Source organism: Terriglobia bacterium (assembly GCA_020073185.1).
Classification (GTDB): Bacteria; Acidobacteriota; Terriglobia; order Terriglobales; family Acidobacteriaceae; genus JAIQGF01.
In genome coordinates this window covers 99,450-120,839 of the sequence record JAIQFT010000003.1, presented here as the reverse complement: position 1 = coordinate 120,839, position 21,390 = coordinate 99,450, and the positions used below count along the sequence as shown (strand labels likewise).

Genomic DNA, 21,390 nt, shown 5'->3' with positions numbered 1-21,390 from the left:
TGCGCAATCCAGATGTCCTCTTGCTTCTCCCGCTGCTTGCGCGTCCCCATCGACATGCGCGACATTCTACGAACTATGCCTGTGGATACTTCAGTACTTTCCGCTCACGAATCCAGACTTGCACCACGGGCTGCTAGGTCCGCGACAGGTGGCGCAGTTCTTCGACGGCCCGGACGACGGCGCGCTCGGGGACGTCGGAAACGACTTCGACCCTGCCAACCTCGATGGGCAGGACAAAATGTACGACGCCGTTCATGGTCTTCTTGTCGTGGGCGAGGCGGCGGGCAATGCGTTTGCCGCGGGACTCGACCTTCGGAAGCGAGGCGTAGGCGAGCACGGAGGAGACGATGCGGCGCGCGGTTTCGGAGTCGGTCCGCTGCATCGCGGCGGAGATTTTTGAAGCGGCGACCATGCCCCAGGCGACAGCTTCGCCGTGCAGAAAATGTCGGTAGCCGCTTTCGGCTTCCAGGGCGTGGCCGACCGTGTGTCCGAAGTTGAGGATGCGGCGTAGGCCGGATTCGCGCTCGTCGGCGGCGACGACCTCGGCCTTCACCTGCACACATTCTGCGATCAGCCACTCGAGTGCGCCGGAATCGCGATGCAGGATGCGCTCGCGGTTCTGCTCCATGAAGTTGAAGATGTCGGGACGGCGAATGATGCCGCACTTCATCGCCTCATATAGGCCGGAGCGGTACTCGCGTTCGGCGAGGGTGGAAAGCACGCCGGGATCGATGAGCACGGCGCGCGGCTGGTGGAACGTGCCAAGCAGGTTCTTGCCCTCGGGAAGGTCCACGCCGGTCTTACCGCCGATGGCAGCGTCCACTTGCGCGAGGAAGGTGGTCGGAATTTGCACCACGTCGATGCCGCGCATGTAGATAGAGGCAACGAAGGCGGCCACGTCGCCGACCACGCCGCCGCCGAACGCGATGACGGCGGACTTGCGGTCGGCGTCGCGGCGGATGAGCCTGGTGGCGAGATCGCGCACGGTGTCCAGGGTCTTGGCGCGCTCGCCGTCGGGCATCTCGATCATCGAGTGCGCCAGGCCGGAGCTCTTGAGCGAGGTGCTGAGGATTCGCGCCCACGCCTTCTTCACCGGCGGCACGGTGATGATGAAGTAGCGCGTGCGTTCCGGCAAAGCGGCGCGGAGAAGCTCTCCGGCACGCCTCAGCAGGCCGGTTTCGATGGTCGCTATATACGGATTGGAGGGAAGCTGGACTTCGACTTGCCGCACGGGAGCCATGATAACGCAGAGGCCCGTCGCCGGTAGCTGGTGGCTCGTGGCTGATAGGTGGGCAAGAGGTAGTCGGTAGTTCGCAGTCGGGAAAGTAAGAGAGTAGTTCGCATTGGATGGCGGCGATGCTGACTATCGCGGGGGCGAAGATGTACCATCATGCGTCCATGAAATCCGTGCCGGCAGCAACCGATTTCGTTGTGGTGGGAGCCGGGATCGCCGGGCTGCGTGCGGCCATCGAGTTGGCCTCTGCCGGACGCGTGCTGGTGCTGGCCAAGCGCGAGGTGACGGAGTCGGCAACCCAATACGCGCAAGGCGGGATCGCGGCGGCGCTGAGCGATGAAGACGAGATTGGGTTGCACCTGCAGGACACGCTCAATGCCGGGGACGGCCTGTGCAACCCGGCGGCGGCCAAGGTGCTGGTGGAGGAGGGGCCGGAGCGGATCGAGGAGCTGATCGCGTGGGGCACGGAGTTCGACCGCAACGGGACGAAGCTGGCCTTCACTCGGGAGGGAGCGCACAGCCGAAACCGTATCCTGCATGCCCATGGGGATTCCACCGGGCGCGAGATCGGGCGGGCGCTGTGGCTGAAGGCCGAGGCGCTGAAGAACATCACGCTGCTGGAGTTCGAGTTCGCCACCGAGCTGTGCGTGCACGACGGGCGCGTTGCCGGGTTGGCGGTGATGAATGAGAAGTGTGCGCGGCGGGAGGTGCATGCGTCGGCGGTGCTGCTGGCCACCGGAGGGCTGGGGAAGGTATATCGTGAGACGACTAATCCCGGCGTCGCCACCGGGGACGGCGTCGCCATGGCGCACCGCGCGGGGGCTGAAATCAGCGACATGGAGTTCGTGCAGTTCCATCCCACGGCGCTGTACGTGAAGGGCGCGCCGCGATTCTTGCTGTCGGAGGCGCTGCGCGGCGAGGGCGCGTACCTGCGCAACATGGAGCTGGTGCGCTTCATGCCGAAGTATCACGAGATGGCGGAACTGGCGCCGCGGGACGTGGTGGCGCGGGCCATCGCGCACGAAATGGAATTGGTGAAATCGCCGAATGCGGCGGTGTATCTCGACCTCACGCACCTGAACGCGGCCAAGGTGGAGAGCCGGTTCCCGCGCATTCACAAGACGTGCCTGGATTACAACGTGGACATCACCACCGATCTGGTGCCGGTGCGTCCGGCGGCGCACTACGCCATGGGCGGCGTACGCACCGATCTCGATGGCCGGACCAGCCTGCGCGGGTTGTTCGCGGCGGGCGAGACGGCGTGCACCGGGGTTCACGGAGCCAACCGGCTGGCCAGCAATTCCCTCCTCGAAGGGCTGGTCTTCGGCGCGCGCGCGGCCAAGAAAATGCGCGACGAGTTCCGGGGCGGCGGGCATCTTCACGCGCAGCCGGAGCATGAGGCAGAAAGCCCGCCCAAGCGAACGGTTGCGCCGTCAACAGAGCAAGTGACGGAGCAGATCCAGGATCTGATGTGGCGCGAGGTGGGGATTGTGCGCAGCGGGTCGCAGCTCAAGCATGCCATTCGCGAACTGGAGAAGCTGCGCGAGTGCTGGCTGCAGCCGGCAAACCGGGCGGCCTGCGAGGCGGCGAACATTCACCAGGTGGCGCTGCTGATTGCGCGCGCGGCGCTGGCGCGGGAGGAGAGCCGTGGCGCACACTACCGGACCGATTATCCCCTGCACAATGACGCGAAATTCAAGAAGCATTCGATCGTCAAGGGCGATCAGATTCGGTTTGAATGAAAGCGTCGGTGGCCGATGGCTGCACCTTGCGGAGCTTCGCAGTCGCCCGTAATTTTCCGTTGAGAGGCACGCGCGTGACACTCGCAAAACTTACCCTTCTTGCATTCCTGCTGACATCTCTTGCAGCCGCGCAGCATCTGGCGCCGAAAGCGCCTGGCCCGGATACGGGCAAGACCGCAACGCCCACATACACGCCCGGGCTGGACGTGACGGCCATGGACAACAGCGTGGACCCGTGCGTGGACTTCTATGCCTACGCGTGCGGCGGTTGGCAGAAGATGAACCCGATTCCGGCGGACCAGTCGTCGTGGAGTTTGACGGCGAAGCTGCAGGAGCAGAATCGCGAGCTACTGCGGTCGATTCTGGAGAATGCGGCGGCACCGGATCCGCACCGGGGACCGGCGCAACAGAAGATCGGCGATTTCTACGCCTCGTGCATGGACGAGAAGGCGGTGAACGCGGCGGGCGCCGGCGCGCTGAAGCCTGATCTCGATCGCATTGCGGGCTTGCGCTCGAAGGCTGCGCTGGCCGATTTCCTGGCGCACGCGCATCCTGAGGACATCGGAATTTATTTCGGGCGGGCGGCGCTGTTCGGCTTCGGATCGACTCAGGATGCGAAGAATTCCGCCGAGGTGATCGCGGAGGTGGACCAGGGCGGGCTGGGGCTGCCGGACCGGGATTACTACCTGAAGGATGACTCAAAGTCTCAGGAGCTGCGGGCGAAGTACCTGGCGCACGTGCAGAAGATGCTGGAATTGACGGGCGAGACGACGCAGGTAGCGGCGGCGGATGCGCAGTCGGTCATGCGAATCGAAATCGCGTTGGCAAAGGGCTCCATGACGCGGGTGCAGCGGCGCGATCCGAAGGCCACCTATCACCGCATGTCGCGGCAGCAATTGCAGGCGTTGAGCCCGGCGTTTCCGTGGGACCGCTACCTCGGCAAGTATGGCTTACAAGACGTGCCGTCGCTGAATGTCGCCGCGCCGGATTTTGTGAAAGCCATGGACGCGCTGATCGCCGGCGAGGCGATGCCGGCGCTGCAGGCGTATTTGCGGTGGCACCTGGTTCATGCGCAGGCGCGGTGGCTTGCGACGCCGTTGGTGGAGGAGGACTTCAACTTCTACGGGCGCACGCTGACCGGCGCCCGGCAACTCCAGGCGCGGTGGAAGCGTTGCGTGACCTACACCGATCGCGCGCTTGGGGAGGCGCTTGGACAGGCGTACGTGGAGGTCGCGTTCAGCGCGGAGGCCAAGCAGCGCACGGTCCATATGGTGGAGCAGATCGAGCAGGCGATGTCGCGCGACATCCAGCAGTTGGACCGGATGAGCGAGCCGACCAAGCAGCAGGCGCTGGCCAAGCTGCGCACAGTGGTCAACAAGATCGGATATCCGGACAAGTGGCGCGATTACGCGGCGCTGAAGATCGGGCGCGGCGACGCACTGGGCAACGGCGAGCGCGCGTACGCGTTCGAGTTCATGCGGCAACTGGGAAAGATCGGCAAGCCGGTGGATCGCACGGAGTGGTACATCACCACCCCGACGGTGAACGCGTATTACGACGCGCAGAACAACAGCATCAACTTCCCTGCCGGGATTCTGCAGCCACCGCTGTTCGATCCCAAGATGGACGATGCTCCGAACTACGGCGACACCGGCGGGACCATCGGGCACGAGCTGACGCACGGCTTCGACGACCAGGGCCGTCAGTTCGATGCGCAGGGGAATTTGCGCGATTGGTGGCAGCCGCAGGACGGCAAGGAATTCGAGCGGCGGGCGCAATGCATTGCCGACCAGTACGCGCAGTACACCATCGTGGACGACGTCAAGATCAACAGCAAGCTCACGCTGGGCGAAGACGTGGCCGACGTCGGCGGGCTGATCCTGGCCTACATGGCGTGGCGCGAGCAGACGCGCGGGCGCAAGCTCGAGCCGGTCGAGGGTCTCACGCCGGAGCAGCGGTTTTTCATCGGGTACGGGCAGAGCTGGTGCAGCAATCAGCGGCCGGAAGCGATGCGCATGCGCGCCATGACCGATCCGCACTCGCCGCCGAAGTATCGGACGAATGGCGTGGTCCGCAACATGCCGGAATTCCAGGAGGCCTTCCATTGCAAGACGGGCCAGCCAATGGCGCCGAAGGAGAGGTGCCGGGTTTGGTAGAAGGACCTCATGTCTTTCTTTTTTCTTTGGGCGCGACCAGAAGTGAAGCAACGACGGAGATGAGAAGGACCGCGCCGACCACGATCAGCGCGTACTCGGTGGGGATGGGGTAATAGCTGGAAAGCAGCATCTTCACCCCGATGAAGATGAGGATGCCGGACAGGCCGTAATGGAGGAAGTGGAAGGCCTCCATCATGCCTGCGAGGGCGAAGTACAGGGAGCGCAGGCCGAGGATGGCAAAGACGTTCGAGGTGTAGACGATGAACGGGTCGCGGGTGATGGCAAGCACGGCGGGGATGGAGTCGGCGGCGAACAGCACGTCGGTGGTTTCGACGACGATCAGCACCATGAGCAGCGGCGTGGCGTAGAGTCCCGGCTGGCGCACCGTGAAGCGCCCGCCGACGTAGTCAGGCGTGACCGGCATCCAGCGCCGGAACAGTTTCAGAACTGGGTTGTGTTCGGGGTGAATGTCCTGTTCCTTTTGTCGGAATAGCTGGGTGCCGGTGTAAATGAGGAAGGCGCCGAAGACGTAGATGATCCAGTGAAAACGGCGGATGAGGGTGACGCCGGCGAGAATGAAAACGCCGCGCATCACCAGCGCGCCCACGATCCCCCAGAACAGGACCTTGTGCTGGTAATTCGAGGGGACGCGGAAATAGCGAAAGATCAGGAGAAAGACGAAAAGGTTGTCAACGCTGAGCGATTCCTCGACCAGGTAGCCGGTGACGAATTCGAGCGACGTGGCGCGCCCGCGCCAATAGTAGACGAAGACGGCAAAGGCGGCCGCCAACGCCACCCACATGATGCTGAAGCCCAGCGCCTCGCGAAACTTGATGGCATGCGGCTTGCGGTGAAAGACCGCCAGGTCCAGCACCAGCATCAGAACCACGAAAACGTTGAAGAGAATCCAGAAGATCAGTTCGTTCATTGCGAGTACCGAGTACTTGGTACCGAACAACTGCGGCTGAAATCCTAACAAACCGCGGATGAGAACCAGGGGAAGTCAGAAGTCAGAGGTAACGCTCGGCGACGCGCTTGCCCTCACTTCTTATTTCTGACTTCTAACTTCCGACTCTCTCAGCCCTGGCTCAACAGGTGAATGCATCGCAGCACCACGCTGCCGACGATTTCCAGGCTCTCGGAGCTGAGTTTGTCGAGCGTGTCCTGGGGCGCGTGCCAGTAGGAATTGTTGGGGCCGTAGTCGAAGTCAATGAGATCGGCGACCGGCACTCCGGCGCGAGCGAACGGCAGGTGGTCGTCTTCGACTTCATTGGTGCGGGCGAAGAAATGCGACTGGTAGCCGAGGTCGGTCGCGGCCTTGTACACCACATCTTCCAGCCAGGGCATTGAGTTGGATTCGCGCTCGATGTTCAGGTCGGCGTCGCCGATCATGTCGAGCAGCAGGAAGGTCTGGATTTTTTTCAGCGTGCCGTCCTTCGCCCATTTTTTGGCCAGGTGTCTGCTGCCGTAGAGAGAATCTGTCGGCGACCACTGCTTGATGGCTTCCTCGCCGTCGAACCACACCAGCCAGACGCTGTAGCCCTCGAGTTTCTTGTTGCGCAGTTGGCGCGCGAGTTCCAGAAGCAGCCCAGTGGAAGAGCCGCCGTCGTTGGCGCCGACGAAATCCTTGCGGCCGTAGAGCGTGTCGTAGTGGCCGCTGACCACAATGATGCCGTCCTTACTGCCCGGAAATTTGGCGACGAAGTTGGTCATGCGCAGGCTGCCAGCGGGCGTGGCGGCTGTGAATGAGTCTTCCTGGAGATTGTCGTCCTTCAGTTCCTTGCGCAAGTACGCCTGGGTTTCCGCGTGACCAGGGCTGCCGACCCATCGCGGGCCGAAGGCGACAACCGCGCGCGTGTACTGCAGCGCGCGCTGGCCGTCGACGTGCGGGAACGAGACGGTTTGGCTCATGGGCGGGGCTGGTATCTGCGCGGGCTCGGCGGCCGCGGCACGGGGGCTGTCGCGATTGCAGGACGTGAAGGCCAGCGCGATGAAGAACGCGAATGCGGCGGTGCTCAAGCGCGGGTACAGGGTGATCATGCGACGTGCCGCGCATCAGGATAACAGGTTGAGCGCGTGGACATCCTACCCTGTCTCGCCAAAGCCGGGCGAGACAAGGGTGGGGCAACCATTCCGCAGAGTGGATCACTATGCCACGCCGCGAAATCCAGTAGAATCGAAAATCCTATGGCGACCCTGGTTTCCCAGGCAGCACCGGCCATGAGCTGGCAGGCGGCTGCCCGCATGATCGATCACACGCTGCTGAAGCCGGAAGCCTCGCGCGAGCAGATCGAGAAGCTCTGCCGCGAGGCGGCACGTTTCGACTTCGCCTCGGTGTGCGTGAACGCCTACTGGATCCCGCTGTGCGCCGCGATCCTGCGGCCCACGCCGGTGAAGGTGTGCACGGTCGTCGGCTTCCCGCTGGGCGCGACGCTGACTAGCGCGAAGCGCTGCGAGACCGTGGAAGCGCTGCGCCTCGGAGCCGACGAGATTGACATGGTGATGAACATCGGTGCCATGAAGTCGGGCGACCACGCGCGGGTGGAGAGCGACATTCGCGCCCTCGCCGAGGTAACACACGACGCCGGCGGGCTACTGAAGGTCATTTTCGAAAACGTGCTGCTGACACGCGAGGAAAAGATTGCTGCATGCGAGCTCAGCCTGGCCGCACACGCGGATTTCGTGAAGACCTCGACGGGCTTCTCCTCGGGCGGCGCCACGGTGGAGGATGTCGCGCTGATGCGCGCCCACGTCGGCAATCTGGCGGGAGTGAAGGCGGCGGGAGGAATTCGCACCGCCGACCACTTGCAGGCGATGGTCGCGGCAGGCGCGGATCGCATTGGCGCAAGCGCCTCGGTGGCGATTTGCCGGAAACTCGGAGCGCCGTATTAGGAATGCGTTTTCGGTTCTCGGTTAATCGGTTGTTGGTTTTCGGTGACCTGTGGCCGTATCGGGAATTTCCATCCACTGTAGAAAGCGTGCTGCTGGCTGAAATGCAGCGGCTGAAGCCCGTATCCGGCTGATATCATCCAAATCGGCAGTGTCCCGCGTCATGACAACATCCGCAACCCAGCTCGCGCCCGTGCACGTCGATTCCCTGCTGCTGGAGGTCGCTGACGTGGTCAACACCACGCTCGACCTGAACACCATCCTGCGGCGGGTGGCCGAACTGGTGCGCCGGGTTATCGCCTACGAGCATTTCGCCATCCTGTTGCTGAACGAAAGAACGCAGGAGCTGCGCATCCGGTTTTCCATCGGGCATCCGCCGGAGGCCGTCGAGCGCTGCCGCATCAAGGTGGGTGAAGGCGTGACCGGGATGGCAGCGCAGCGGCGCGAGCCGGTGCTGGTGAACGACGTACTGAAGTCGCCGGAGTACATCGAGGCTCTTCCGCAGGTGCGCTCGGAATTGGCAGTGCCGCTGATCATCAAGAACCGCGTGATCGGCGTGATTGACATCGAAGCGCCGCAGCCGGGGTACTTCACCGAAGATCACGAGCGGCTGCTGTCGCTGATTGCCTCGCGCATCGCCATCGGCATCGAAAACGCGCGGCTGTACACGCGCACCTCGCGCCAGGCCAAGACGCTGCTGGTGCTGAACGAAATCAGCCGCGACCTGACCTCCATTCTGAATCTCGACCAGTTGCTGCAGCGCATCGGCGAGGCGGTCACGCGGCTGATTGACTATCAGATGTTCAGCGTGCTGTTGGTAGATGCGACCGGCTCCAAGCTCGAGCACCGCTTCTCGCTGCGCTTCAACGAGACGGTGCAGATCAAGCAGAACATTCCCATCGGCCGAGGCCTGGTGGGCTATTCCGCGTTGCACAAGGAGCCGGTGCTGGTGCCGGACGTCAGCAAGGACCCGCGCTACATCAACAGCAACCCGGAAACACGCTCGGAGCTGTGCGTTCCCTTGATCTACAAGGATCGGGTGATCGGCGTGCTCGACATCGAGCACACCCGCCGCGGCTACTTCACCGACGACCACGTGCGCACCATGACCACGCTGGCGGCGCAGGTGGCGATTGCCATCGAGAACGCGCGGCTGTACGAGCGCGTCACGCGGCAGGAGCGCCGCCTGCAGAAGGACCTCGCCCTCGCGCACGAACTCCAGTTCAGGCTGCTGCCGCACTGCTGTCCGGTGATCGGGAACGCGGAGCTCTCGGCCAAGTTCGTACCGGCGCGCGAAATTGGCGGCGACCTGTACGATTTCCTTCGCTACGAGCCGCGCCCGCAGGACGGTTCGCGTGACAGCGGGGAGCGCAAGCCGGACCTGGGCATCGCCATCGGCGACGTGAGCGGTAAAGGCGCGCCGGCGGCCTTGTACGCGGCCCTGGCCAGCGGAATCCTACGATCTCATGCGGGCTCGCGCCCGGGTGCGGCGGAGATGTTAGCGTTGCTGAATGAGTCGCTGGTTTCGCGGCGCATCGAGGCACAATACATTTCGGTGGCCTATGCCGTTTGGGACGATAAGCAGCGTCTGCTGCGCGTCGCTAACTCCGGCCTGCCGCTGCCCCTGTACTGTCATGACGGACGGATCGAGTGCGTGGAGGCCACCGGCTTGCCGCTCGGGCAGTTCGAGGACGCGGCCTACGATGAGGTGACCTACCGCGCGCAGCCGGGCGACCTGTTCGTTTTCCTCAGCGACGGCGTGCTCGATGCGCAGAACCGCGACGGCGAGATGTTCGGACCCGCCCGCCTGAGAACGGTGGTAAAGGCGAACTGCCATGGCAGCGCCAACGACGTGGTCACGAGTATCTTTGCCGCGGTGGCGGAATTCACCGCGGGCGAGAATGCCTACGACGATCAAACCGTGGTGGTGCTGAAGGTCCTGGGGAACTCCGGCAAACACAAATGAGCAAGAACGACGCGCCTGCGGGGCGTCCACCTGCATTCGTGTATCGCCACGACGTGCTGCACTGCGAGCGCGCGCCGCTGGCCGCACTGGCGGCCAAACACGGCACGCCGCTGTACGTCTATTCCGCTGCCACCATCCGCGAGCGCTACCGCACCTTCGACCGGGCGTTTCGCGGCGTTTCGCACACCGTCTGTTATTCGGTCAAAGCCAATTCCAATCTCGCGCTGCTGAAAATGCTTGCCAGGCTGGGCTGCGGGTTCGACGTGGTGTCGGGCGGCGAACTGCAGCGCGTGCTGCGCGCCGCAAGGCCAGCGGCCAAGCGCGTGGTGTTCTCCGGGGTCGGAAAAACGGTGGAGGAAATGGATGCCGGCCTTGGCGCCGGCATCCTGATGTTCAACGTCGAGAGCGAGAGCGAGATGACGGCGCTGGCGGCACGCGCGGCGCGGCTGAAGACATCCGCGCGGGTGGCGTTTCGCGTTAATCCCGACGTTCCCGCCGAGACGCATCCGTACATCGCCACCGGGCTGCACACCGCGCTCCGCCTCTACGAAAAGGCGGCGGACGCGAAGTGGCTGGAGGTGGCGGGCGTCAGCGTGCACATCGGGTCGCAAATTACCAGCGTGGAACCGTTCGGCGCGGCCATGGAGCGCGTCGCGGAACTGGTGCGCGCGCTCCAGAGCTACGGACACAGCATCCGCTACGTCGATGCGGGAGGCGGGCTCGGCATCCGCTACGACGCCCAGGAACTTCCCGAATTTGCCCAGCATGTGAAAGATTTCGCCAAGGCAGTTACGCGTCCGCTGCGCGGGCTGGGAGTGCATCTGCTGCTGGAGCCGGGGCGTTCGATTGTCGGGCCGGCGGGCGCGCTCCTGGTGCGCGTGCTTTACCGCAAATCGAACAACGGCAAATCGTTTCTGGTAGTGGACGGCGCCATGAACGACCTGATCCGCCCGGCGCTGTACGGCGCGCACCATGAAATCGTTCCGGTTGTGCGACCGCATGTCGAAGAGCGCGACATCGTGGACGTTGTGGGCCCGATCTGCGAAACCGGCGATTTTTTCGCGCGCGACCGCGCCCTGCCGCCGGTCGAGGAAGGAGGGCTGCTCGCCATCCTCGATACTGGCGCGTACGGGATGTCCATCACGTCGAATTACAACACGCGCCCGCGCGCCGCGGAAGTATTGGTGGAGGACAAGCGGGCGCGCGTGATCCGGAAGCGAGAAACACTCGAGGATATGTTGAGAGGGGAAGTGCGGTAGGTTGTCGGTTGTCAGTTTTCTATCAGTACGTCCTGTGGCACACGCGCCGTCGCGTGTGCGTTTTTGTTTGCGGTGTCATCCCGAGCGAGCGCGACCGAGCTGATGCGAAGGAGCGCGAGTCGCTGGACCCTGAGTTTATCCGAAGCCGTCCGCACACGCGTTTGCCGTACCACGCTCATTCCTTATTCCACACGACTCTTCCGCCGACAATCGTAGTAACCACCTTCACGTCAGGAATGTTCTTCGGGTTAATGGAAAGCAAGTCGTCGCTGAGAATTACGATATCCGCCAGCTTGCCGGGTGTGAGCGAGCCTTTCTCGTTTTCCTGGAATTCCGCGTACGCCGAACCCATGGTGTAGGCCTCGATGGCCTCGGCGAGCGTGATTTTCTGCTCCAGCACCCAGCCATCGGGATTTTCTCCGTCGAGCGTGGCGCGCGTCACCGCGGCATACAGCGTGAGCATGGGGTTGAGCGGCGCGACCGTCCAGTCGGTGCCCAGCGCCAGCCGGACCCCGTGATCGAGAAAGCTGCGGAAGGCATAGGTGGTCTTGATGCGCTCCGGGCCAATGCGTTTTTCGGCCCAGCGCCCGTCGTCAATCGCGTGGTAGGGCTGTACCGAGGCGATGACTCTCAGCTTGGCGAAGCGGACGAAGTCCTTCGCCGCCGTGTGCTGCGCGTGCTCAATGCGGAAGCGGCGATCGGCCTCGCCGTGCGCGCGCTCCACTTCGCCAAACAGGTCCAGCACTTGGGAAATGGCGGCGTCCCCGATGGCGTGCACGCAGAGTTGCAGTCCGGCCTCATCGGATTTCATTAGCCATTTACGCATCTTGGAGAGTGGCTGCATTTCGTCGGTCAGCAGGCCGCGGTTTTTCGGATCGTCGGCGAACGGCTGGAAAAAGTAGGCGGTGCTGGAGCCAAGAGACCCGTCGGCAAACGCCTTCACCGCTCCGATGCGCAGGTGCGATGACCCGAATGCGTGCCGCGCGCCAAGCTTCGCCAGGTCCTGCCAGCGAGCGATAATCGGCGCGACTGAGATGCGCGCCGTCAGCTCACCCTTTTCTGCCAGTTCCTTATAGATGCCGACGTTCACGCCGAGGTCCTCGCCCCAGACCGCCATTTCCTGCACGCTGGTGACGCCGAGCACGGCCGCGTAGGCGAGCGCGCGCTTGCTAGCACGCACCAGGCGCTCATGCGAAAACGGCGGGACCTTCTTCGCGACCAGCTCGGTAGCCGCGTCCTTAAGAATGCCGGTGGGGTTGCCCTGCGCGTCGCGAACGATCACGCCGCCCGCTGGATCGGGCGTTTGCGCGGTAACGCCGGCCAGCTTGAGCGCGAAGGAGTTGGCCAGCGCTTCGTGGCCGTCGTAGCGGCTGACGAACACCGGCGTGCCGGCCGTGACCGGGTCAATCAGTTCTTTTGTCGGGAGCTGCGGCGGGTTCCACTTCTGCTCATCCCAGTCGCCACCCAGTATCCATTCGCCTTTGCCGGCGTAGGTGGCACGTTCGGCAATGCGCCGGGCGAATTCCTGCGGCGAGTCGGCGTCCTTGAGTTGCACGTTGTCCAGTTGCAAGCCGCCAGCGAGGAAGTGGACGTGAGCGTCGTTGAAACCGGGCAGGACCAGATGCCCGCGGGCGTCAATCACCTTTGTGGCGGGCCCGCGCCACTGGTCCAGGTCGGCGGCGGAACCGACCGCCACAATGCGTTCTCCGATAACCGCCAGGGCTTCGGCGCGCGGGTGCGTCTTGCCCACCGTGTACAGCTTGCCGTTGGTGATGATGAGGTCGGCGGCGGGACGAGTCTGGGCGAACATCAGCGCTGGAATGAACATTGCCGCCACCCGGATCAAGGTTTTCATAGCAGCAAAAAACTAACGCATGCCCAGTTTCAGCTTGGTTCGCAGCACGTCGAAAAACGTCTTGCGCATGCGCAGCAGCGTGGTGTGGTACTCGGATTTGCGGCAGACGATGCGGTCGCCGTCGTTGAGCGGCACGCCCACCTGGCCGTCAATGCTGAGGTACGCCTCTTCGCGTGCGCTCTTGACCACGATCTCGATCTCCACTGTGTCCTTCACCACCAGCGGGCGGTGGGTAAGGGCATGAGGGCAGACGGGCACGATCACCATGGCGGCCACCGAGGGCATCAGGATGGGGCCGCCCGCCGCCAGCGCGTACGCGGTGGAGCCCGTGGGCGTGGAGACAATCACGCCGTCCGCCTTGTAACTGGCGACGAACACGGTGTCCAGGTAGAGATCAAAGTTGACCGGCCGCGCGATGGCGCTCTTGTTGACCACCGCATCGTTGAGGCAGACGTAGCTGGCGACCACCTTGCTGTCGCGCAGCAGGTCGGTGCTGAGCATGTTGCGCTTTTCGAAGGCGCAACGGTGCTGGTCCACCGCTTCGACGGTTTCCCAGAGCTCGTTCAGCGGAACTTCGGTCAGGAATCCGAGGGAGCCGAGATTGACGCCAAGGATGGGAATATCGGCCGACGCAACCGCGCGTGCGGCTGCCAGCAGGGTGCCGTCGCCGCCGAGCACCAGAACGAAGTCGGGTTTCTTCTCCGCTAGTTCGCAGCGGTCCACCGATTCATATCCCGGCACATAGGCTGCGGTCTCGTGGTCCTGCCAGACGCGCTCGTAGCCGTGCTCCTGGAACCATTGCAAGACTCTGGGGACCAGGTGCTGCAGCTCCGGCTTCTCCGGCTTGGAAACGATGGCGGCGGATTTCATGCGCAATGCGGGATTGTACAGGGAAACGGGTCACTCAGGACCGCCGCGACGCGCGTAGAGCAGGAATTCACGGTTGCCCTCGGCGCCGAGTATGGGAGAGTCGATCGCGTCCGCCTTGCCCCAACCCAGTTCTGAGAGGGCCGTCCGGACCTTATCCACTGCCGCCTGTTGCACTGCCGGGTCGCGCACGATGCCGCCCTTCCCGACCCGTTCCCTTCCGGCCTCGAATTGAGGCTTCACCAGGACGACAATGGATTCCAGCTTCGCTCCCGCCGCCTGCATGACCGCCGGGAGAACTAGCGTGGCGGAGATGAACGACACATCCACGGCAACCAACTCTGCCGCTTCGCCCACAGCTTCGCGGCGGAGGTAGCGCGCGTTGGTCTTTTCCAAGAGGCGGACCCGGGGATCGTTGCGCAAGCGGAGATCGATCTGCCCGTATCCGGTGTCTACGGCGATGACGCGTGAGGCGCCATGCTGCAGCAGGCAATCGGTGAACCCGCCGGTAGAGGCGCCAATGTCCATGCACACACGCCCGTTGACATCCAGCCTCCAGTGTTGCAGCGCGTGCTCCAGCTTCAACCCGCCGCGGCTCACGTAGCGCAAGTCTTCCCCGAGCAAACGGATGGAGGCGTTTCCCTGAACCATCGCTCCTGATTTCTCCACCTTCTGTTGGTTGACCAGCACCTTGCCGGCAAGAATCATCGCCTGGGCGCGTTCGCGGGACTGCGCCAGGCCGCGTTCCACCAGCAGCTTGTCGATGCGGGTCTTCACCGCGCCAGCGTAGCACGCGCGCGACAGCTATCGGCAATTGGCGATGAGCTGGTCACGGCTAGCGGGGCACTGCCCTCTGGCGACCTGCGGAAATATTCAAAAACTTTCTTTTGCATCGCCCACCGCGCTGTGCATTTTGCTGAACGCGGCGTCTTTATTTGAGCCTGCGGGTCTAACGCTGCCGTTTTGAACACGATTTTCACATATCGTGTTGAAATCTACCGGCGGCGTTTGGCACTGGACAACAAAGATTACTTGAACCAGGTGTATCCCACCCGGAACTGCACGGTCGCATTGATCCCGGGATTGTGCGCCAGACTCGCGTTGGAGATGTGGGTCATGTGCACCGACAGGTCCACTGCCTGCCGATTGCGGCGCAGCAAGTACAATCCAAACGCGCCGCCCGGCATGAAGTTCACCCGCGACGTGTCGCCCGGCGGAATTTCCGTCGAGCTGAACACCAGCCCGCCCTCGGCCGCAAAGTACGGCGCCACCCGGCTGCCGCCGGTCCAGTTGTACTTCAGCACGACCGGGTTCGCGGCGAAGCTGTAGATCCACTGCTGCGGTCCGGAGGTGTAGAACGCCGACTGCCGCACTTCGTACACCGGCATGATGTCCGCCGCCCACTCGAAGGTTCCGCGCAGGCGGCCGCTGCCCAGCTCGCCGGTCAGTACGCGCCCGAAGCGCAGCCCGGTGTTGATGAACTTGAACTCCGAGGCGTGTCCCAACCCGGTGCCCCCGCCGAACCACGGGCCGATCTCCCATACCGGCTGGCGCAAGGGATTGTCCTGCGCCCAGGCCCCCGCGCACAGCAGCAGCACTACTACCACCACAATCAGTCTCTTCATGTGCTCTTTCCTGAAGTGTGGGAAATGTAGCAGGGTCGCATGGCCGCTGTCGATCATCTACGTCAACACGCCAGACTTCCTGATTTGCTCCCCCCCAAGCAAAAGGGCCGCTCATCGCAGCCCTTCTTGAAACTAGAAACCGGAAACTCGAAACTGAACTTAACTCGCCACTGCCTCCAACTGCTTGATGTCGACGTCAAAGTTCGACCACACGTGCTGCACGTCGTCGTGCTCTTCCAGCGCTTCCACCAACCGGATCATGGTAGTGGCCTGCTGCCCTTCGAGCTTGATGTAGTTCTGCGGGACCATGCCGACCTCCGACGAGGTCGGCGTGATCTTGGCCCTCTTCAGGGCTTCCACCACCGCTTCGAATGCATGCGGATCGGTGATGATTTCCCAGCTCTCGCCGTCGTCTTTCAAGTCCTCGCCGCCGGCCTCGAGCACGATGTTCATCAGGTCGTCTTCCTTGGCCGCCGGCTTGGGCACCACAATGTCGCCCTTCTTGTGGAACATCCAGGCCACCGAGCCCGCTTCGCCAAGGTTGCCGCCATGCTTGCCGAAGGCATGTCGGATCTCGCTGACCGTGCGGTTGCGGTTATCCGTGGAAAGGTCCAGCAGGACGGCGACGCCGCCCGGCCCGTAGCCTTCCAGGTTGAATTCTTCGTAGCTGGCGCCGGGCAGTTCGCCGGTGCCGCGCTGCACGGCTCGCTTGATGTTGTCCTGCGGCATGTTTTCGGCCTTGGCGTCCAGGATGGCCTTGCGCAGCCGCGGGTTTTTGTCCGGATCGCCGCCGGATTTCGCTGCCATGGAAATTTCGCGGATCAGGCGGGTGAAAATCTTGCCCCGCTTGGCGTCCAGCGCACCCTTCTTGTGCTTAATGGTGGCCCATTTTGAATGGCCAGACATGAGAGACCTCGATTGGAAAGAAGTGGGCACAATCATGCCCCGGCGTGCTATGGCGCCCAAAAAACCTTGAAGCAATCGCAGATTATAGCACGCGGAGACGCTGGACTTCCCTACCCGCTCGCCGTGCATATTGCCTGTGGGCTTTATTGGGTCAGCCGATCTTCTCTTCGAACTCGATGGTGTTCAGGCTGACCCGCGAGGCGCTTCGTAGCTGCTCGATCACCTCGTCGGGGGTGATGTTGCTGAGCCGGCAATGCCGCAGATAGCGGCGAAGGTCCTCGACCGAATCCATTTCCAGGGAGGCCGGGGACATGCTCGGGTTGCGCCAATACTGGACCCAGTACGCGGGACTTTTATGGTTTGCTTTGGAGATCACCAACTGGCCGAGCCATACTGTCATCGTCTATCCCCACTCTGTGACGCGAAGGTAGATTGTATCTCCAATATTCCGGCGGTCCCAGTTACAATTCTTGGTGCGGCCCGCTGTTCTTCCGCAGGTGCGCGCGGTATGCATATACCACCGCCAACAGTGGCGGCGCCAGCAGCACGCCCCAAAAGCTGAAGATCATTCCCAAAACAATCGGCGCCAGGATGGATGCCCAGATCGGCACCTTCGCCGTTCGTTTCATCAAGTACGGCTGCAGCACCAGCCCGTCGGTCACGGCAACTACGGCGTAAAGAATGAACACGTAGATCAGCCGCATGAAGCCGCCGCTGATCACCGCCGCCACCGCCGGCCCGCACAGCGCCATCACCGGCCCGAGATGCGGGAAGAACTGGAACAAAGCCGCCAGCACCGCCCACAACGGCGCCCACGGCACCCGTATGATCAGCAACCCAACCAGCCACAGGCAGGCCACTGCGACTGAGTCCTGAAGCTGGGCGATAATCCATCGCTGCAGCGCCGTGCCGGTCACGCTGGCATGTTCGCGAAAGTCCATCTGGCGGATTGGATGCTCCACCTAATGCGGCAGAATGCGGCAGATCCCTGGCGATTACCTCTGACTTCTTACTTCTTCCTTCCTCAATACACGGTGCGCTTCTGCACGCTGCGTTTCGCGGCCCACGAGAAGCGCGGCTCGATCGCCGTGCCGGTGCCTAACACCTGCCCGGCGACATACTCCCCCAGCGCCGGCCCATGCTTGAACCCGTGGCCCGACCCGCCGCCCAACAGCCACACGTTCTCCATCTCCGGATGCCGATCCGCCAGGAAATCGCCGTTCGAGGTGTTTTCGTACTGGCACACGCGCGTCTCCACGATGGGCGCGGCGCGCAACTCCGGGAAGCGGCGCGCCACGTAGCTGCGCATCCACTCAGCAGATTCTTGCGAAACGATCCGCGATTGCGAATCCGGATCCACGCGCTCACCGTGTCGATCGATCGCGATCTTGAATCCGCGGTTCTCCAGGTCCGGCACGCCGTACACGCCGTCCGCCACAAAAATCCATCCCGGCATTGCCGGCATGGCAAACTGCGCATTGCCAGGGGGTACGCCAAAAAAGAAGACTTCCTGACGGGTAGGAAAAATCCTTTCCCCCAACAGGTCGGGAAATATCTTCCCGAGCCACGGCCCGCAGGCAAAAACGTATTGCCCGGCGGTGATGCGCTCCCCGTCGCCGGTTTCAAGGCTTGCCAGTTTGCCCTGGCCCGCCGGAGTCTTCACCGATGCCTGTAGGTAGGTCACTCCCTTGGCCACGGCCGCGTCAACCACCACCTGCACCGTGCGACGCGCCATCAGCGCGCCCGCCTGCGGCTCCAGCAGCCCCCAGTCCACGCCGTCAAAGTTGAACTGCGGATAACGGCGCTGCATCTGCGCGCGGTCGAAATGTTCTGCCGCAGCGCCGAGCTTTGCCAGGGTTGCCGCGGTCTGCTTTGCGTATTCATCTTCTTCGCGCGCCAGCCACAACACCCCGCAGTTGTGAAACAGGCCGACATGAGTAGCAGCGAAAAATTCCTTCCACAGCGTGAGCGAGCGCATGGCCCAGCGCGCGTAAAGCTCGTCGGGGCCATAACCGGCGCGGATGATACGCGATTCGCCGCCCGAGCTGGCGCGTGCGCTGCCCGGCCCATACTCGTCGAGCAGGACGACGCGTCTGCCACCCTGGACTAGCCGCAGCGCAGTCCATGATCCAAATACTCCCGCCCCGACTACCGCCACGTCGTACGTTCTGGGGTTGGTTTTCACCCGTCGTTCGCCCGCTCCCCTCGTCGCTGCCCACAGTACGGCATTCGACCGAACGGCGCCATGGTAAACGATCGTGGCCAATATCAGGCATCTCCTCGCCTCCACAACAAATGCGCTTTGTATCGCCGGCCGATTGGGCCGCGGAGGTGACGATTCTTTGAACTGGGATGGGGGGCGTATCGTATTAGACATCAGGAGAATTGCCATGAAACTGAGATTCTTGCTTGTCGCGCTCGTCCTCTTGCTGGCCGGCACAACCGCGCTGGCGCAGAACCCGCCCCGGCCGCCTTCGCCGGACGTGCCCTTCATGGGCGGCTGGCACCCTCCGGCGGCGCTGATGAGCGACTGGTGGAACAATCCCGATGTCGCCAACGAACTCCGGCTCACCGAGACCCAGAAGAAGCAACTGGAGCAGGTCAGCACCAACCTCAAGCTGACCGTGATCGACGCCGGCGCCAGCGGGCTGAAGTCCTACGTGCGCCTGCAGTCGCTTCTCGATGCCGACCAGCTCGACAAGGCTGCTTACAACCAGGAATTGGACGCCGCCTCGGCTGCCGCCGGCAGACTGATCAAGGATTTTGGGCAGATGGCGCTCTCTGTCCGCTCCACGCTTACCGCCGACCAATGGCACAAGCTGGAGTCGATGAAAGCGGCCGGCCGCATGCGCCCGCGTGCGCATATGGAGATGCATGAAGGGATGCGCGAAGGCATGCACCCACCCAAGCCGTCGGAGCCCCGCACGCCGCCGCAGTAGGGCCGCTGCATCGCAGGGCAGCGCCCAGAATCGACGTCAGTCGGCGGGTGTGGCGGGGACTAAAGCGACAGCACGGGCGGCGCTGTTCGCCAGCTCGTCGCACCTGAGATTGTCTGCATCATTAGCATGTCCCTTGACCCAAAGCCATTCGATCGAGTGGGGCTGTCGAATGGCATCTAGCGTCTCCCACAGGTCGCGATTCTTCACTGGCTGGCGCCCGCTACCCTTTACCTTGTGGGTCCACCCATTCGATTTCCATGAGTGAATCCAGCTCGTAATTCCGTCCTTGAGATACTGTGAGTCGGTTCGAACCATTACTTGGCAAGGCTCTTTTAGAGCTTTCAATCCTTGAATAACGGCCATAAGCTCCATGCGATTATTCGTCGTCTGCGGTTCGGAGCCGTACAATTCGCGCACGTGACCCTTATATCGTAGAATGCACGCCCATCCCCCAGGTCCCGGGTTACCGATGCACGCTCCGTCGGTCGTCAGAATTATGCTCTTCATAATAAGAACATTAAGTTCGACGAAAAGTCCATACAAGCAGGAATACAGTTCCGCTGCATTACTGGTGAGATTTTTAACGTTTATCAGACCGGTAAAGTTGTTCTCCAAGGAAAACGGACCGATCTGACGGCCGAGATCATGGGGACGCCAGCGACTCAGCCAACCGAGCAAGCCCCTCCTGCCAAACCCCAGGTGTTTGTCGTTTACGGTCACGACTTAACCGCGCGGAATGAATTGGAATTGATGCTGCACCGTATGAATGTAAATCCGATTGTGCTCGGGAATTTACCCGCTGCCGGTGACACGATTATCGAGAAGCTCGAAGGATTCATCGGAGGGCACGGCTGTGCGGCGTACGCGTGCGTTCTGCTCACCCCTGACGATGAAGGTCATAAAGCTGGGGCTCCGGACCAAAAGCGGTACCGCGCGCGCCAGAATGTGGTATTGGAGTTAGGAATGGTGCTCACGAGACTCGGGCGCAAGCGGGTTGCTATTCTCCTGAAGGAAACCGTCGAGCAGCCGAGCGATATTGCCGGGCTTATCTACATTCCCTTCAAGGAACATGTCGAAGAGGTGCAGACCAGGCTTTTTCAGGAATTGAATGCCGCTGGTCTCAACCCAAAGATGCCATAATGGGTCAATGAAAGTCGGCGTCATCCAGTTCCCCGGCTCCAACTGCGACCAGGACCCCTACTGGGTTTTCGGACAGGTCGCCAACCAACCGGTCACCTATCTTTGGCACGAGTCGCGGGACCTTGAGAACTGCGACTTGGTGATAGTCCCCGGCGGCTTCGCCTACGGCGACTACCTGCGCACCGGCGCCATTGCGCGCTTTTCCCCCGTCATGGAGGCGGTCGGCAAATTTGCCGCCCATGGCGGACTAGTGCTGGGCATCTGCAACGGCTTCCAGATCCTGTGCGAGTCGCACCTGCTTCCCGGCGCGCTGCTGCGCAATGCCGGGTTGAAATACATCTGCAAGCCGGTGCACGTGCGCATCGAGAACGCCGACACGCCGTTCACCAGCGCCTGCCGGCAGGGCGAGGTGCTGCAGATCCCTATCGGCCACATGGACGGCAATTACTTCTGCGACCAGGCGACGCTGGACGAGCTGCGGCGCCAGCAACGTATCGTGTTACGATATTGTTCCCTGGCGGGCGTAATCACCGAGGCCGCCAACCCCAACGGCTCCCTCGATCACATCGCCGGCATCTGCAATCCCGGCCGCAACGTCCTTGGCATGATGCCCCACCCCGAGCGCGCCAGCGAGGCCATCATGGGCGGCACCGACGGCCTCAAGATTCTCGACTCCCTCGTCCGCGCCCTCGCCGGCACGCAGGAGCTAGGGGTTGGTAGCTAGCGAACCGAGGATTGCAAGTCGGCTCCCAACTGCGGCTCCCGCTTACCAAAAGCTATCTCATAAATGGCTTTGGGAAGGGCACGGGTTC

The 21,390-nt window shown here is 62.7% G+C and carries 20 protein-coding genes; 8 read left to right on the top strand and 12 right to left on the bottom strand.

All coding sequences use genetic code 11. The annotated features are described in order from the left end of the window. Positions 1–133 precede the first annotated feature (133 nt). A complete protein-coding gene (aroB, locus tag LAN64_01630) occupies positions 134–1,240 on the bottom strand; it encodes a 3-dehydroquinate synthase (protein MBZ5566529.1) in 1,107 nt (368 codons plus the stop codon). A gap of 158 nt (positions 1,241–1,398) precedes the next feature. Between aroB and nadB the strand changes: the two genes are divergently transcribed. Together nadB and LAN64_01620 are read left to right on the top strand one after the other, a co-directional pair. Beyond that, positions 1,399–2,976 carry an L-aspartate oxidase gene (gene nadB, locus LAN64_01625; GenBank protein MBZ5566528.1) on the top strand — a complete coding sequence of 526 codons (1,578 nt, stop codon included), beginning with the start codon at positions 1,399–1,401 and terminating at the stop codon, positions 2,974–2,976. Beyond that, entirely contained in the window at positions 2,973–5,132 is a 2,160-nt protein-coding gene (locus LAN64_01620; protein ID MBZ5566527.1) for a M13 family metallopeptidase, read from the top strand. The genes nadB and LAN64_01620 overlap by 4 nt, the downstream gene beginning before the upstream one ends. Before the next feature lie 7 nt (positions 5,133–5,139). Here the strand turns inward: LAN64_01620 and LAN64_01615 are convergent, their stop codons facing one another. Continuing rightward, entirely contained in the window at positions 5,140–6,060 is a 921-nt protein-coding gene (locus tag LAN64_01615) for a TerC family protein (protein ID MBZ5566526.1), read from the bottom strand. Positions 6,061–6,209: 149 nt separating this feature from the next. Next, entirely contained in the window at positions 6,210–7,043 is an 834-nt protein-coding gene (locus tag LAN64_01610; GenBank protein MBZ5566525.1) for a M28 family peptidase, read from the bottom strand. Between the two features lie 309 nt (positions 7,044–7,352). Between LAN64_01610 and deoC the strand changes: the two genes are divergently transcribed. The 3 genes from deoC to lysA all read left to right on the top strand — a co-directional run bounded on the left by deoC (position 7,353) and on the right by lysA (position 11,246). Further along, the gene (deoC, locus tag LAN64_01605) at positions 7,353–8,024 is read left to right on the top strand and encodes a deoxyribose-phosphate aldolase (GenBank protein MBZ5566524.1); all 672 of its coding nucleotides are present in this window, start codon (positions 7,353–7,355) and stop codon (positions 8,022–8,024) included. A 160-nt stretch (positions 8,025–8,184) separates the two neighbouring features. Beyond that, a complete protein-coding gene (locus LAN64_01600) occupies positions 8,185–9,987 on the top strand; it encodes a GAF domain-containing protein (GenBank protein ID MBZ5566523.1) in 1,803 nt (600 codons plus the stop codon). Further along, complete coding sequence (gene lysA, locus LAN64_01595; GenBank protein MBZ5566522.1) at positions 9,984–11,246, top strand: diaminopimelate decarboxylase; 1,263 nt, start codon at positions 9,984–9,986, stop codon at positions 11,244–11,246. The genes LAN64_01600 and lysA overlap by 4 nt, the downstream gene beginning before the upstream one ends. Before the next feature lie 175 nt (positions 11,247–11,421). On the opposite strand, the gene LAN64_01590 is transcribed toward lysA, so the two are convergent. From LAN64_01590 to LAN64_01555, 8 genes are all read right to left on the bottom strand, one after another. Further along, entirely contained in the window at positions 11,422–13,101 is a 1,680-nt protein-coding gene (locus LAN64_01590; GenBank protein MBZ5566521.1) for an amidohydrolase, read from the bottom strand. Between the two features lie 12 nt (positions 13,102–13,113). Further along, a complete protein-coding gene (locus LAN64_01585; GenBank protein ID MBZ5566520.1) occupies positions 13,114–13,971 on the bottom strand; it encodes an NAD(+)/NADH kinase in 858 nt (285 codons plus the stop codon). Between the two features lie 30 nt (positions 13,972–14,001). After that, positions 14,002–14,745, bottom strand: a complete 744-nt coding sequence (locus LAN64_01580) for a TlyA family RNA methyltransferase (protein MBZ5566519.1) — start codon at positions 14,743–14,745, stop codon at positions 14,002–14,004. Between the two features lie 251 nt (positions 14,746–14,996). Then, positions 14,997–15,593, bottom strand: a complete 597-nt coding sequence (locus LAN64_01575; protein MBZ5566518.1) for an acyloxyacyl hydrolase — start codon at positions 15,591–15,593, stop codon at positions 14,997–14,999. Positions 15,594–15,752: 159 nt separating this feature from the next. Then, positions 15,753–16,499, bottom strand: a complete 747-nt coding sequence (locus LAN64_01570; protein MBZ5566517.1) for a YebC/PmpR family DNA-binding transcriptional regulator — start codon at positions 16,497–16,499, stop codon at positions 15,753–15,755. A gap of 151 nt (positions 16,500–16,650) precedes the next feature. Next, a complete protein-coding gene (locus LAN64_01565) occupies positions 16,651–16,899 on the bottom strand; it encodes a hypothetical protein (GenBank protein MBZ5566516.1) in 249 nt (82 codons plus the stop codon). A 61-nt stretch (positions 16,900–16,960) separates the two neighbouring features. After that, positions 16,961–17,440: an AI-2E family transporter gene (locus tag LAN64_01560; GenBank protein ID MBZ5566515.1), complete on the bottom strand. Its 480-nt coding sequence runs from the start codon at positions 17,438–17,440 to the stop codon at positions 16,961–16,963. An 83-nt stretch (positions 17,441–17,523) separates the two neighbouring features. Further along, entirely contained in the window at positions 17,524–18,765 is a 1,242-nt protein-coding gene (locus tag LAN64_01555) for an FAD-dependent oxidoreductase (protein MBZ5566514.1), read from the bottom strand. 124 nt (positions 18,766–18,889) lie between these two features. Here LAN64_01555 and LAN64_01550 point away from each other — a divergent pair, with 124 nt between their 5' ends. Further along, on the top strand, positions 18,890–19,438 hold the full coding sequence (locus LAN64_01550) for a hypothetical protein (GenBank protein ID MBZ5566513.1): 549 nt from the start codon (positions 18,890–18,892) through the stop codon (positions 19,436–19,438). A 36-nt stretch (positions 19,439–19,474) separates the two neighbouring features. On the opposite strand, the gene rnhA is transcribed toward LAN64_01550, so the two are convergent. Next, on the bottom strand, positions 19,475–19,945 hold the full coding sequence (gene rnhA, locus LAN64_01545; GenBank protein ID MBZ5566512.1) for a ribonuclease HI: 471 nt from the start codon (positions 19,943–19,945) through the stop codon (positions 19,475–19,477). Between the two features lie 138 nt (positions 19,946–20,083). On the opposite strand from rnhA, the gene LAN64_01540 reads away from it, so the two are divergent. After that, positions 20,084–20,578, top strand: coding sequence for a nucleotide-binding protein (locus LAN64_01540; GenBank protein ID MBZ5566511.1), 495 nt, complete (start codon positions 20,084–20,086; stop codon positions 20,576–20,578). A 7-nt stretch (positions 20,579–20,585) separates the two neighbouring features. Beyond that, positions 20,586–21,302: a phosphoribosylformylglycinamidine synthase subunit PurQ gene (gene purQ / locus LAN64_01535; GenBank protein ID MBZ5566510.1), complete on the top strand. Its 717-nt coding sequence runs from the start codon at positions 20,586–20,588 to the stop codon at positions 21,300–21,302. Positions 21,303–21,390 lie beyond the last annotated feature (88 nt).

Coding starts and splice junctions, on each gene's coding strand:
- deoC (MBZ5566524.1), top strand. CDS start 7,353: ATGAGCTGGCAGGCGGCTGCCCGCATGATCGATCACACGCTGCTGAAG.
- LAN64_01575 (MBZ5566518.1), bottom strand. CDS start 15,593: ATGAAGAGACTGATTGTGGTGGTAGTAGTGCTGCTGCTGTGCGCGGGG.
- LAN64_01565 (MBZ5566516.1), bottom strand. CDS start 16,899: ATGACAGTATGGCTCGGCCAGTTGGTGATCTCCAAAGCAAACCATAAA.
- LAN64_01560 (MBZ5566515.1), bottom strand. CDS start 17,440: ATGGACTTTCGCGAACATGCCAGCGTGACCGGCACGGCGCTGCAGCGA.
- nadB (MBZ5566528.1), top strand. CDS start 1,399: ATGAAATCCGTGCCGGCAGCAACCGATTTCGTTGTGGTGGGAGCCGGG.
- aroB (MBZ5566529.1), bottom strand. CDS start 1,240: ATGGCTCCCGTGCGGCAAGTCGAAGTCCAGCTTCCCTCCAATCCGTAT.
- LAN64_01540 (MBZ5566511.1), top strand. CDS start 20,084: ATGGGGACGCCAGCGACTCAGCCAACCGAGCAAGCCCCTCCTGCCAAA.
- LAN64_01615 (MBZ5566526.1), bottom strand. CDS start 6,060: ATGAACGAACTGATCTTCTGGATTCTCTTCAACGTTTTCGTGGTTCTG.
- purQ (MBZ5566510.1), top strand. CDS start 20,586: ATGAAAGTCGGCGTCATCCAGTTCCCCGGCTCCAACTGCGACCAGGAC.
- LAN64_01600 (MBZ5566523.1), top strand. CDS start 8,185: ATGACAACATCCGCAACCCAGCTCGCGCCCGTGCACGTCGATTCCCTG.
- LAN64_01590 (MBZ5566521.1), bottom strand. CDS start 13,101: ATGAAAACCTTGATCCGGGTGGCGGCAATGTTCATTCCAGCGCTGATG.
- LAN64_01550 (MBZ5566513.1), top strand. CDS start 18,890: ATGAAACTGAGATTCTTGCTTGTCGCGCTCGTCCTCTTGCTGGCCGGC.
- rnhA (MBZ5566512.1), bottom strand. CDS start 19,945: ATGAAGAGCATAATTCTGACGACCGACGGAGCGTGCATCGGTAACCCG.
- LAN64_01620 (MBZ5566527.1), top strand. CDS start 2,973: ATGAAAGCGTCGGTGGCCGATGGCTGCACCTTGCGGAGCTTCGCAGTC.
- LAN64_01610 (MBZ5566525.1), bottom strand. CDS start 7,043: ATGAGCCAAACCGTCTCGTTCCCGCACGTCGACGGCCAGCGCGCGCTG.
- LAN64_01570 (MBZ5566517.1), bottom strand. CDS start 16,499: ATGTCTGGCCATTCAAAATGGGCCACCATTAAGCACAAGAAGGGTGCG.
- LAN64_01585 (MBZ5566520.1), bottom strand. CDS start 13,971: ATGAAATCCGCCGCCATCGTTTCCAAGCCGGAGAAGCCGGAGCTGCAG.
- lysA (MBZ5566522.1), top strand. CDS start 9,984: ATGAGCAAGAACGACGCGCCTGCGGGGCGTCCACCTGCATTCGTGTAT.